The organism is Lysinibacillus sp. Ag94 (assembly GCF_023242215.1).
Classification (GTDB): domain Bacteria; phylum Bacillota; class Bacilli; order Bacillales_A; family Planococcaceae; genus Lysinibacillus.
Window position 1 is genome coordinate 1,388,882 of record NZ_CP096780.1, and the last position, 12,733, is coordinate 1,401,614.

Sequence of the window (12,733 nt, forward strand, 5' to 3'; positions counted from 1 at the left end):
TACTTTGAAAAATATTAAGAAGGAGGTAAACAAAATGAAAAAGAAAATAATTACAGGGTTAATGATAACGTCCATTGTTACAACGGGGGCTATTCCTATACATACTTTTACAACGCCTTTAGTTCATGCGGAAGTTCAAGAAGAGAACATCGCTATTTCCTCATCTTTAAGAAAATTAGGTGCACAGTCTAAATTGATTCAACTATATATAGATCAGGCTTTAATAAGCCCTAATGTACAGCTAGAGGAAGTACCAGCTTTAAACACAGAGCAATTTCTAATAAAACAGGATATGAAAGAATGGTCATCGGAACATTATCCAAAGTTAATGCTAATAAATTCAAAAAGTAAAGGGTTTGCCACTAAATTTAATAATTATTATCCAACATTGAAAGGGTATGTAGATAATAAGGACGATAGAGAAGGTTATTTGGATAGATTAGAAGTCCTTCAAGAAATGGCTATAACGAATCAAGAAAATGTGCAACTTCAAATTAATGAATTAACAGACCTTAAATTACAGCTTGAAAAAAAACTTAAAGATCTCGATACCGATGTGACAAAAGCTCAGGGAGTACTAAGTTTAGAGGGAACGGGCAAGATAGACAACCTAAAAGACGAATTACTAGCTACTAAAAAATTAATTCAACATGATTTGCAGCAAATGGCATTACTGCCGGGAGCTTTAAATGTACAAGGACTTAAAATATTCCAAGAGATTTATAGTCTTGCAAAAGATATTATCGACCCAGCTGCACAAACAGCGGCGGCGGCGTATAACAAAGGAAAAGAAATTAATAAATCTATTCTAGAGGCTGAGGAAAAAGCAGAGCAAGAAGCAAAAGAAAAGGGTAAATCTGCTTTAGAGATTGAAGCTGCTAAAAAAGAAGCTCGTGAAGCCATTGAGAAAAATAAAAAAGGTGAAATTGCTGCAGCGGCAGCTACAAAAGCGAAAGAGTATGACCTTATGAAAGCAATTGACCCAGAAAAAATCAAAAAAACATATAGTACCTTCGCTGAAGTAAATAAGCTAAAGGCAGAACAACGAGCATACTTAGATGATTTAGGACAACAAAATCAAAAATTATATGATTTAACAACGAAACTAACGATAGCAGATTTACAAAAATCAATGCTACTTCTTATGCAACATGATTTGCATACATTTGCTAGCCAAGTGGATGTAGAACTTGACCTATTGAAACGCTATAAAGAAGACTTGAATTTAATAAAAAATAGTATCAAAAAATTAAGTACTGATGCTGATACTACTAACAATACGTCTCAAAAAGATACATTAAGACAATTGAAAAATATAATAAGTCAACTAGAGGAACAAGTTGATAAATTTTAATGTTGTGAAATTATAAAAATCTATCGAAGATTTGGAGGAGTTTAATATGAAGAAATTTCCTTTTAAAGTATTAACTGTGGCAACTTTAGCAACGGTTATAACCGCTACTAACAGTGGCACTATTCATGCACTTGCACAAGAACACATTACTCAGGAACAAAAAATAGGAAATTATTATACATTAGGACCTGAAGGACTGAAAAAAGCGTTAGCTGAAACAGGATCCCATATTCTTGTAATGGATTTGTACGCAAAAACAATGATTAAACAGCCGAATGTAAATCTATCCAATATTGATTTAGGTTCAGAAGGGGGAGAATTAATCAAAAATATTCACCTTAATCAGGAACTGTCTCGAATCCATGCGAATTATTGGTTAGATACGGCGAAGCCAAAAATTCAAAAGACAGCACGTAATATTGTAAATTATGATGAACAATTTAATAACTATTACGACACATTGATAGACACTGTAAAAAAGAAAGATAAGGAAGGCTTAAAAGAAGGAATAGGCGATTTAATTAGTACAATTCATACAAATTCGAAAGAAGTTACAGAAGTAATTAAAATGTTAGAAGCCTTCAAAACAAAACTGTATACAAATACGATCGATTTTAAAAATAATATTGGCGGACCAGATGGGAAAGGTGGATTAACGGCAATATTAGCGGGAAAACAAGCATTGATTCCACAGCTTCAAGCTGAAATTGAGAATTTGCGTTCCACTCAGAAGGCCCATTTTGACAATGTACTAGCATGGTCAATTGGTGGTGGCTTGGGAGCAGCTATTTTAGTTATTGGAACAATTGCAGGAGGAGTAGTAATCGTTGTGACTGGCGGAACAGCTACACCGGCAGTTGTAGGCGGCCTTGCAGTTCTAGGTTCTGCTGGTATTGGTTTAGGAACAGCAGCTGGAGTTACGGCATCTAATCATATGAACTCTTATAACGAAATTTCTAATAAAATCGGAGAATTAACGATGAAAGCCGATTTTGCTAACCAAGCAGTTATTGCACTTACTAACGCTAAAGAAACTTTGACATATTTGTATCAAACAGTGGATCAAGCGATAATGTCTCTAACGAATATTCAGCAACAATGGAATACAATGGGGGCAAATTATAAAGATTTATATGATAATATCGACCAAATGCAAGAACATAAGCTCTCTTTAATACCTGATGATTTAAAAGCAGCTAAACAGAGTTGGAATGATATTCATCAAGATGCAGAATTTATTGCAAAAGACATTGCGTTTAAACAAGAAGAAAAGAATTAAAAGACAGCTAGGAGGAATACAAAATGAATAAAAAATCTCTTTACAAAGTACTCGCTGTATCGACGCTTTTAACTTTGACAACAACTTCTGTAATCTCTCCAGTAGCAGCATTTGCAGAGACAAGTAAGATTGAGCAAACTAACAATAGTGATACATCTCTTTCAGCAAATGAAGCGAAAATGAGAGAAACTTTGCAAATGGCGGGGCTTTTTGCAAAATCTATGAATGCTTATTCTTATATGTTAATTAAGAATCCAGATGTCAACTTTGAAGGAATTAATATAAAGGGCTATCCAAATTTACCTGGTGAAATTATACAAGACCAAAAGGATGCAAGAGCACATGCCCTTACATGGGATACAAAAGTAAAAAAACAGCTGATAGATACATTGACAGGTATTATTGAATACGATACAAAATTTGAAAATTATTATGACATAATTGTAGAGGCCATTCATACAGGAGATGGAGAGACGTTAATAGAAGGGATTACAGATTTACGCGAAGAAATTCAACAAAATCAAAAATATGCACAACAATTAATAGCAGAATTAACTAAATTAAGAGACGCTATTGGACAAGATGTAAGAGCATTCGGCAGTAACAAAGATCTTTTACAGTCGATTTTAAAAAATCAGGGGGTTGCAGTTGAGGATGATCAAAAGCGACTAAAAGAAGTTTTAGAATCGGTAAACTATTATAAAAAATTAGAGTCTGATGGAATAATAACAGTATCTGTGCCCTCTATTCCTACGTGGATTGCTGGTGGTATTATGTTAGGGATAGCAAGAGATCAATTAGGTCAGTTAGAACCGTTATTAGCACAATTAAATCAGACAGTCGATTATAAAACAACATTAAATCGTGTAGTTGGCATTGCACATAGTAATATTAGTGAGATGTACAATGCACTCGATGATGCTATTAACGCTCTTACTTTCATGTCTACACAATGGAATGATTTAGACTCTCAATATTCAGGCGTACTGAGACATATCGAGAATGCATCTGACAAAGCGGAACAAAATAAATTCAAATTTTTATTACCTAATTTGAAATCAGCTAAAGACAGCTGGGGAACATTAAAAGTAGATGCAGACACATTAAAAGCAGGGATAAAAGAGTTAAAAATATAGCCTGTTTTCAATAATAGAAAAGTAGATTTGGGGATATTTCATTTTCCAAATCTGCTTTTTTATTTCAGTTTTTAGACTGCTTTCTTGCAATTAGAACACTTTTTTAGCAAGACCAGTAAGTGGTGTAGAATTTTTTATGTAAAATTCATTCAGACCAGACAGTTATTTTCTTTCATCCTAACTAACTGCACAACCTTTTTTGATGTAATAAACCAAAATAACGCTGTGTCTTTACTTGTAAGATAAATTTGCACACCATCAAAAGAATGTTTATTAGCAGTGTTATATCAATAAATCTGATACGACCTGAACAATTAGCAAGAAAAAAATAATGGGTAATAAAATTTGAATCCATTTTGTTTTGATATATGGAATGATCTTTAAGCCTAAAAACGAGCCAACAATTGAGCCAATTGAAACAGGAATTGCGATTCCCCAATTAACAATGCCCGTAAAGTAGTAAAAGAGAAATGCACCTGTACAACTTGAAAACGTAATCATTCTTGTTACCTCAACTGCTTTTATATAGTTATATTGCTTTTTAAGATGATAGGTTACATGCATTAAGGCTGAGCCTGGTCCAAAACCACCGTCATATATTGAAATCACAAACGGAATGAGTTTGTTAATTGGTTGCTCCTCCGTTTCTTTTATATCCCTTACTATAAATTTATTACTGCAAAGTACAATGAAAAATGCGAAAATTAAGAATACGCAAGCTACAACATTCATGATTTGCTCTGATAACCGGGTGGCTAAAAATGCGCCAAATACACCTCCAAAACTAGATATCACAATTAAAGATGTGAATTTTTTTACCGATAAATGCCCTTTAATTATAAACGATACGACATTGGATAAGGCTGAAAATCCTGTCGCGAATTTATTAACTGCTACCGTTGTATGAATTGGAATGCCAATAAGTAACATTGCGGGTAACAAAACGAAGCCGGCAGCGCCGAAAAGGACACCAATAATTGCTGCGAGTAAGCCAATTGTAAATAACATTAACCCATTTACTGATAACCATTCATGTAGTAAAATTTCCATCAAATCACCTCATACTTAAATTACTGCTAACTAATACATAAAACAAATATATAATAATTACTTATTCATAAATAAAATTTATGGATGGAAAGGTGTGAATGAAATGAATTTGCATGCATTAAGGATTTTTACGAATGTAGCAAAGCTTGGAGGAATTACCGCAGCAGCGAATAAAATGCTTCTTAGCCAACCAGCTGTCACAATTCAAATACGAAAATTAGAAAGCGAAATAGGCGCAAAATTGATCGAAGGAAAAGGACGTGGCATTCAATTAACTCCTGAGGGGAAGTTTTTGTATGAGCAAGGAATGCGTTTATTTTATTTAGAAGCACAAATTGATGACAAGCTCGGTAAATTTTTAGCGAAAGAAGAAAAAATACATATTGCTTCTTCCTACATACCAATAAATTATATACTCCCGCCTATTATAGCAGCGTATAAGCTTGCTAATCCTCGCGTTGAATTTATTGTGTCTTTAGGCAATGTAAAATCTGTGGAAGAGCAAGTTCTCAGTTATGAAGTGGATCTTGGTTTTGTCGTGCAAAATAAAATGAGTCACCCTGATTTACGGTTTGAAAAAATAGTAGATATCCCGTTTTGGTTTGTTGTTCACCCATCACATTCTTTAGCAAATCAAATTGTCCCCATTAATGAATTATCGAATGAGGACTTTATTTATCGAGAACGTGGAAGTTCGACACTTGATTTATTGGAGTCGGTTTTTTACACGTTTAACGGTCAATTACCTAAATTAGGACTTCAAATGCAGGGCTTACATGAATCAATTAAAGTAGTAGAAGCAGGATACGGTATGACTTTAGCGCCGTCCTACAGTGTAACGGAAAGTATTGCAAATAAGAAACTAGCTCGAGTGTATGTTGAACAGGCAGATATTCAGCAAAGCTTATTTATATGTACACGCAAATCAGATATAGAAGAGCATCCATTTATACAGTATTTAAAAGAACATTTAACGCCATAAATTAACCAATCTTAAGATTGAGAAAAGGGAATTTTATATTTCCATTTCCTGTTGTATTAATATATAGTGATGGTAATCATCCACAATGATTAATTTTATTCTTAAATGGGAGGGTATAATGGGGAGATTAGTTCATTTTGAAATTCATGTAAATGACATGGAACGTGCAAAGAAATTTTATGGAGAGGTATTCGGATGGTCATTTCAAGACTGGAGTGACTATGCAGGAATGCCTTACTTTGGAGCGGTGACTGGCAATGAGGACGAGCTAGGAATCAATGGGGCTTTGATGCAACGTCAAGGTTCTTCTCCGGAACCAAACCAAGCCTTAAATGGATTTGCTTGTACAATGGGTGTGGAAAATTATGATATAACAGAAGCTAAAATTCTTAAGAATGGCGGCACGGTTGCCATGCCGAAATATGCACTACCAGGAATGGCGTGGCAAGGATACTATATTGATACTGAAGGCAATATATTCGGAATTCATCAACCTGACAAAAATGCAAAATAGCGTTCATAATAGTTAAGCAAGCATCTTTTAAAATCCTGACTTAGACTACGAGAACCATTGCATTGAAAATTAAACAGCTGAATAGCTTTTGCTCTTTCTCTAATTACTTTGATGGGCAGCTCGGGATGTAGAACACGTCAAAAATTAATTTTATTAAGGAATTAAGAACTTTGCTAGATTTTTTAATAAGAGCGTGTTTTGATTTAATTTTTAATCAAAACACGCTTTTTGGATTTCTTAATATCATGATTTATTTCTTTGGATTAAAATGCTCTTATGAAAAATCTGTTTGGATGATTGTTTGTAATCCTTCTTTTATTATTTTTTGATCTGGAATGGAGAAGCGATTACTTACACTTCTATCAGCGAAGTTCGATGTTTTATCAGCGATTCATGGTCTTCTATCAGCGATATTCGACTCTTTATTAGCGATTCATGGTCTTCTATCAGCGATATTCGACTCTTTATCAGCGATTCTTGCACTTCTATCAGCGAAGTTCGATGCTTTATCAGCGATTCTTACACTTCTATCAGCGAAGTTCGATGCTTTATCAGCGATTCTTACACTTCTATCAGCGATATTCGATGCTTTATCAGCGATTTTTGCACTTCTATCAGCGATATTCGATGCTTTATCAGCGATTCTTACACTTCTATCAGCGAAGTTCGATGCTTAGCGGCGTTCCTTGCTTGGTTAGCGGCGGAATTTCATGTTTTAGCGGCGTTCTTCCTTTGGTTAGCAGCGCAACTCACACTTTTAGCGGCGAATTCCAACATAAGCTGGACAATTTGACAAAACTAAAGCCAGAGTTGAAGAACATTGTATAGAATTTTACACAATATTAAGGACTTGACTCCTTATCAGCGATTCATACACTTCTATCAGCGAAGCTCGATGCTTTATCAGCGATTCATACACTTCTATCAGCGATATTCGATGCTTTATCAGCGATTCTTGCACTTCTATCAGCGATATTCGATGCTTTATCAGCGATTTTTGCACTTCTATCAGCGAAGTTCGATTCTTTATCAGCGATCTTACTCTTCTATCAGCGAAGTTCGGGCGTTGATTACTTAGAAAGCTTCATTCATTTTGCCTGTTGCTACTTCAATTTAAGCTTTCTGCATTCTCTGTATATATTACCAAAACCACTCTCCCGTTGTTTGGATCTACTTCTCTTTCAATATCACGGAAAATAACCCTATATATGCTGATGCTCAGCAATTGTTTTTAAAAAACATTCCATCGAATTTGTCATATAGGCATCTTTTCGTCGAATAAAGACGGTTGAAATCGTACCGTATTTTTCAGGAATTGGATGACAATAAACCTTGCCTGTAGTAGATAGATGTTCAGCGGCTGATTGTGGTACAAGTGTAACGCCAAGACCGATGGCAACACTGTTTAAAATTGTCTCTAAAATATTAAATTCCATAATTCTTTTTGGCAATAAACCCTCATCTTTGAGCCAGAGTTCTAGCTTGGTACGATAGCCGCAACCTTGATTAGAAACAAGGATTGGTGTAGACATAAACTCCTCAATACGGAAGGCTTTGTTTTGTGAGATGAGAACGAGATTCTCGGTAAATACATCATATTGTTCTAAAGCTGGATGTTTAATCGGTCCAGTTATAAAAGCCCCATCTAATTGGTGATCCGCTACTTCTTTAATAAGCTCCTCAGTTAAACCAGCTTGTAGTGTTAAGTCGACATTTGGGTAACCTTTATAGTAGGACGCTAGAATGGTAGGTAAAATACTCACTGTTTCGACTGTACCGATTTTTAAAGTACCAGTCGGTGTATCACTATCTAAAAATACTTGTTTCATTTCCTCGACATCCTGCAAAATTTTATGAACGTAAGCAAGCATTTTTCGCCCTTCTGGATTTAATGTCATCCCTTTTTTATGGCGATAAAATAGCGGCGTATTGAGCTCCTTTTCTAATAGCTTAATACGTGCAGTTACATTGGATTGTACATAATTTAATTCTTTTGCAGCATGGCTAATGCTCCCGTTATTTGCGACGCTTTTGAAAATCTGTAAATCTCGTAGTTCCATCAAACTTTCCCCCCTTAAAAACTATCATTATAAATGATAGTTAATATCACTTTCAATCATTTTACGTGATGTATTTTCTTTTTTATAATTCTCATTGTGCAATAGAGGAACTTCGTCTAAAAACGCTACGTCCTGTGGCAATGACTGAGTAGCCAACATCGTGCGACGAAAGCACGAAAGCTGATTCCGTTCGCAATTATGAAGAGCCGTAATTGATAGGGTTATATAGAAATGAGGAAAAACAGTGAGAAAAAATCAAATAATAGTAGGCGTGATCGCATGTTTAATTGCAAGTATGTCATGGGGAGCCATGTTTCCAGTAGCAGATCATGCACTTGAATATATTAATCCGCTCTATTTTTCAACGATTCGATATGGAGCGGTATCGATTGTATTAGTCATTTTATTATGGATGAAAGAAGGGAAGAAAGCATTTCGTTTAGAAGGGAAAGGTAAATTGCTCGTCTTTTTTGGGACGATGGCATTTACAGTTTACAACGTGCTTGTTTTCTTAGGCCAAATGTTGATGGGGAAATCCGGTGTTATGGTAGCGTCGATTATGGAAGCACTCATGCCGATGATTTCGATTGCTATTCTATGGGGGTATAAACATGTGAAACCGAAGAAGTATATGATTAGTAGTATGATCATTGCTTTTGTTGGAGCTATTTTTGTTATTACAAAAGGCGATATGGGCTTCTTTCTTACACTTAAACATAATCTGGTTTCGCTTGCATTCATTTTAATTGGTGTTATAGGCTGGGTCATCTATACAATGGGCGGTCAAACATTTAATGATTGGTCTACGCTGCGCTATTCTACATTAACATGTGTATTTGGCACAGCTGTAACAGGGATCATCACAATGATCATGACGTTACAAGGGGGTGTATCAGTCCCAAGTACGGAAACAATTTTTGCTATTAAATATGATTTATTGTTTATGATGACACTGCCGGGTATTGTAGCATTGCTATGTTGGAATTACGGTGTGAAAATCCTATCATCCATTAATGGGATTTTATTTATTAATTTTGTTCCAATCACTACATTGGTCATTATGATGATACAAGGATACAACATAACAATTTTTGATATAGTAGGGACTTTACTTGTTATTTCTGCTCTTATTTGGAATAACATCTGTCAGCGTAGAGAGGAAAACACGAGTCTGCAGGTTGTGCATGAAGAAGAATTGCGGCAGGCTGTTTAATAGTACAAGGCTTATTATTTTTTTGCTTGCTCAATTGCCTTCTAAGCATTTTAACTTATTTATAAGGCATAAAATCATGAAACTCCATTTTGATCAAATTTTTTTCAAAATGGAGTTTTTCTATTTGTTATTAAATTAGGTTTGAAGACAATTTTTAATCAATCTTTTATATCTTTAGAATAGGTCATTAATGAAGGGTTATAGAATAATGAGATGGGCTGGTTGGGACTTTACGATCTCGTATAACAAGCGAAGATATGAATAACAAGTTAGATAGAGGTTACCGGTCAATACACTACCATAGGAGGAGATAAACTATGAATCCAGTAGTTGGTCTGGATGTCGCAAAAGGTGAAAGTCAGGTTCAAATTTCTTGGATAAAAAAATGCCCTATAAAAGCAGCGTAAAAGTTGACCATACGGTGGATGGATTGGAAGAGTTACATTCTTATTTATTAGATCTAGAGCGTCAAACAGGAATGAAGCCACCTGTTGTTTTGGAATCAACGGTTCACTATCATGCCCCAGTAAGAGGAGATAAACCCCTTTTGATTTGTATAAATGTCTTACTCATCCATCCAACTACCTAAAAGTTCTTCGAAAAGGAGTCTCGGTGCAGATTGCTGGTCATATTGTAGATGGCTTTTTACTACAGCCACTATATTTAACTTCGGTACAATAAATATATATTGTCCGTATAACCCAAATGCATAGTAATATTCCATTTGGGTGTTATCATTAGTACTTTCATAGGTCCATAACTGATAACCATATCCACGTGTTCCTTCAATAGTAGTATCGACTTGTTTATACGGTCTTATCATTTGTTGGAGAAAGTAGGATGAAATCAACTGCTTTGATTTAAATTGGCCTTCGTTTAAAAATAAAAATCCAAGCTTCACCAAGTCCTCTACATTTAATGAAATACTAAAGCCGCCTCCGTGAATTCCTTGCGGGTCCTTTACCCAAATGTATTTATTGATCCCTAATGGATGGAATAAATACTTCTCGGCAAACGATGCGGTAGAAATACCGGAAATTTTTTGGATAATTGCGCTTAATAAATGAGAGTTTCCATCATGATATTGAAAGGTTGAACCCGGTTTATGAATCATTGGTTGATCTAATATGAACTTAACCCAGTTTTTTGAACCTTGAAAATTTCCTACCTGTAACCCCGATGTCATAGTCAACAAATGAAATAGTGTGATTTCCTCCTTCGTTGGGTCATTAAAATCTAGTATTTCTGGAAAGTAGTGATGAATCGGTTCGTGAATATTTTTTATTAGCCCTTTATCGACCATAATTCCAATTAATATAGATATAATACTTTTAGTAATGGAATAAACCTTGAACGGCTTTTCTGCGACTTTTTTATTCTTTAAATATTCAAAGATCCGTGTATTTCCTTTATGAATGACAAAAGCTTCAATTTTAATCTTTTTGACCTTCTTCTCTAACTCATTAAAAGATATTTCACTCATACATATAATCCCTCCTCCACTAAATTGCGTCATTAGTTTATGTACATCAGTTTATGTACATCAGTTTATGTACATCGGTTTATAATTCATCCTAAATTTTAACATAAATTCATCAATTTTACCAAAGGCGTTATTCAATTAAATGGCCCGATTGTTGAGCACAAGTTAAACAACGCTATTGAACTAACCTGCCCGTTAGCCATCCATGTAGCGCAAAAACCAGCGCTACACCACAGAAAATGAAAGATGATTAAGTTCTTTCATGGGAGTTGAATAAGGTACGATTTTACACCCAATTAAACTATAATAAAATTTAACAAATATTCCTAAATACGATTTTAATCACAAATAAAAGCTGAGCTAATGCAGAAATTAGCTCAGCTTAAAAATAACTCGTTATAATGTTGCACATTTCATAAAGAATACTGATGTTACAAGCAAATTATTTTAACTCTTGACTTTTAATAAAATCATATCTACCTAGGTTTTTTAATTTGAATTTATTTAGCGAAATAGTCTTCCATTCCTTGGATAATGAAATCGGCAGTGCTTTCAAGACTAGCCGCTTTGTCTAGCCAACTTTCATTGCTCGATTAGAGTAGTTGCTGCTGTACGTGTAGTATCACGTAAGATCGCAAAATCCCCTTCGTGTGGAACAGTTCCGTAGCGAGTAGCAATTGCTTAGGAAAATTCCCGGATGTAGTTTTACCTTTTTGATAACACGTTTGTTTACATCGTCATCCGCATTGTGATTAGAGAAATGAAGAAGGTATTTTTTCCCTGTATGCAGAAATAAATAAGAGTACAAATAGAGAGCAATATTTCTATATAATTGTACAATTTACGATGACTACCATCTGATGAGGAGTGATGTAGTATGTATAAAAAAATAACAAGTTGTTTAATCAGTAGGAGAACACTTATTTAGTAGAGAGTTCGAGATTATGGATTTCTCTACCACTAGAGGAGGAATCGGAAGTTTGCTTAGTTTAAGATCAATTGATCAAAGTAATTGGGAAGCTTGTATTCAACTGAAGCCAAAGCAAGAACAGGAAGAGTTTATTGCCTCGAATTTGTATTCAATTGCAGAAAGTAAATTTTTACCACAAATGAAGATCAAGGCAATCTATTGTGGAGAAATACTTATCGGTTTTGCCATGTACGGGATCGATTCAGATGATGGAAACTATTGGATATATAGGTTTATGATTGATGAGCAATTTCAAGGGCGTGGACATGGCAAGGGCGCTATGAAATTAATAATTGAAGACATTCGGAGTAGGGATGATCGCACTGATGTCATCTTACTCGGGTATCATCCAGACAATGAGCAAGCAAGAAAACTATACGCCAGTATGGGTTTTAAAGAGTCAGGAATGGCACCTTGGGGAGAAATGCTAGCAAAATATAGTTTTTATTAGAATGTCTAAATAAATAATAAATATTACTAATGTTTACGTGGGATGTTCTTAAAGTCTACAAAGGGCTTTAAGAGCATCCCTTTTTATAGCATTTCCACTTTCCCCTTCAAGGATAGATTGAAAAGGTTGCGAGAGGAGGACATTGAACAGCTTGTTTACGCTAATTTTGTTTTTCTTATCTTGTGTTAATAATAGATTCTAAAGCTTCTATTAACATAGTTATAAAGAAATAATTCAAATT

At 34.8% G+C, this 12,733-nt stretch carries 11 protein-coding genes; 8 read left to right on the top strand and 3 right to left on the bottom strand.

Annotation, left to right across the window (positions count from 1 at the left end):
- The first annotated feature begins 34 nt into the window (after positions 1-34).
- From MY533_RS06220 to MY533_RS06230, 3 genes are read left to right on the top strand one after another with little or no spacing between them, the layout of a single operon-like run.
- On the top strand, positions 35-1,354 hold the full coding sequence (locus tag MY533_RS06220) for a hemolysin BL lytic component L2 (protein ID WP_248718410.1): 1,320 nt from the start codon (positions 35-37) through the stop codon (positions 1,352-1,354).
- 46 nt (positions 1,355-1,400) lie between these two features.
- Positions 1,401-2,633: a hemolysin BL lytic component L1 gene (locus MY533_RS06225; RefSeq protein ID WP_248718411.1), complete on the top strand. Its 1,233-nt coding sequence runs from the start codon at positions 1,401-1,403 to the stop codon at positions 2,631-2,633.
- Between the two features lie 23 nt (positions 2,634-2,656).
- A complete protein-coding gene (locus tag MY533_RS06230) occupies positions 2,657-3,769 on the top strand; it encodes a hemolysin BL binding component B (RefSeq protein WP_248718412.1) in 1,113 nt (370 codons plus the stop codon).
- 282 nt (positions 3,770-4,051) lie between these two features.
- Here MY533_RS06230 and MY533_RS06235 read toward each other — a convergent pair whose 3' ends face one another.
- Entirely contained in the window at positions 4,052-4,819 is a 768-nt protein-coding gene (locus MY533_RS06235; RefSeq protein ID WP_248718413.1) for a sulfite exporter TauE/SafE family protein, read from the bottom strand.
- Between the two features lie 103 nt (positions 4,820-4,922).
- Between MY533_RS06235 and MY533_RS06240 the strand changes: the two genes are divergently transcribed.
- From MY533_RS06240 to MY533_RS06250, 3 genes are all read left to right on the top strand, one after another.
- Positions 4,923-5,801, top strand: a complete 879-nt coding sequence (locus MY533_RS06240; RefSeq protein WP_248719160.1) for a LysR family transcriptional regulator — start codon at positions 4,923-4,925, stop codon at positions 5,799-5,801.
- 118 nt (positions 5,802-5,919) lie between these two features.
- The gene (locus MY533_RS06245) at positions 5,920-6,315 is read left to right on the top strand and encodes a VOC family protein (protein WP_248718414.1); all 396 of its coding nucleotides are present in this window, start codon (positions 5,920-5,922) and stop codon (positions 6,313-6,315) included.
- A 335-nt stretch (positions 6,316-6,650) separates the two neighbouring features.
- A complete protein-coding gene (locus MY533_RS06250; RefSeq protein WP_248718415.1) occupies positions 6,651-6,992 on the top strand; it encodes a hypothetical protein in 342 nt (113 codons plus the stop codon).
- A gap of 525 nt (positions 6,993-7,517) precedes the next feature.
- Here MY533_RS06250 and MY533_RS06255 read toward each other — a convergent pair.
- Positions 7,518-8,375 (bottom strand): LysR family transcriptional regulator, encoded by an 858-nt coding sequence (locus MY533_RS06255; RefSeq protein ID WP_248719161.1) that lies wholly within the window; start codon positions 8,373-8,375, stop codon positions 7,518-7,520.
- Between the two features lie 244 nt (positions 8,376-8,619).
- Here MY533_RS06255 and MY533_RS06260 point away from each other — a divergent pair, with 244 nt between their 5' ends.
- Positions 8,620-9,588, top strand: a complete 969-nt coding sequence (locus MY533_RS06260; protein WP_248718416.1) for a DMT family transporter — start codon at positions 8,620-8,622, stop codon at positions 9,586-9,588.
- Between the two features lie 565 nt (positions 9,589-10,153).
- Here the strand turns inward: MY533_RS06260 and MY533_RS06265 are convergent.
- The gene (locus MY533_RS06265; protein WP_248718417.1) at positions 10,154-11,071 is read right to left on the bottom strand and encodes a serine hydrolase domain-containing protein; all 918 of its coding nucleotides are present in this window, start codon (positions 11,069-11,071) and stop codon (positions 10,154-10,156) included.
- 980 nt (positions 11,072-12,051) lie between these two features.
- On the opposite strand from MY533_RS06265, the gene MY533_RS06270 reads away from it, so the two are divergent.
- Entirely contained in the window at positions 12,052-12,492 is a 441-nt protein-coding gene (locus MY533_RS06270; protein ID WP_248718418.1) for a GNAT family N-acetyltransferase, read from the top strand.
- Positions 12,493-12,733: the final 241 nt, after the last annotated feature.

Coding starts and splice junctions, on each gene's coding strand:
- MY533_RS06230 (WP_248718412.1), top strand. CDS start 2,657: ATGAATAAAAAATCTCTTTACAAAGTACTCGCTGTATCGACGCTTTTA.
- MY533_RS06240 (WP_248719160.1), top strand. CDS start 4,923: ATGAATTTGCATGCATTAAGGATTTTTACGAATGTAGCAAAGCTTGGA.
- MY533_RS06225 (WP_248718411.1), top strand. CDS start 1,401: ATGAAGAAATTTCCTTTTAAAGTATTAACTGTGGCAACTTTAGCAACG.
- MY533_RS06255 (WP_248719161.1), bottom strand. CDS start 8,375: ATGGAACTACGAGATTTACAGATTTTCAAAAGCGTCGCAAATAACGGG.
- MY533_RS06245 (WP_248718414.1), top strand. CDS start 5,920: ATGGGGAGATTAGTTCATTTTGAAATTCATGTAAATGACATGGAACGT.
- MY533_RS06250 (WP_248718415.1), top strand. CDS start 6,651: ATGGAGAAGCGATTACTTACACTTCTATCAGCGAAGTTCGATGTTTTA.
- MY533_RS06265 (WP_248718417.1), bottom strand. CDS start 11,071: ATGAGTGAAATATCTTTTAATGAGTTAGAGAAGAAGGTCAAAAAGATT.
- MY533_RS06235 (WP_248718413.1), bottom strand. CDS start 4,819: ATGGAAATTTTACTACATGAATGGTTATCAGTAAATGGGTTAATGTTA.
- MY533_RS06220 (WP_248718410.1), top strand. CDS start 35: ATGAAAAAGAAAATAATTACAGGGTTAATGATAACGTCCATTGTTACA.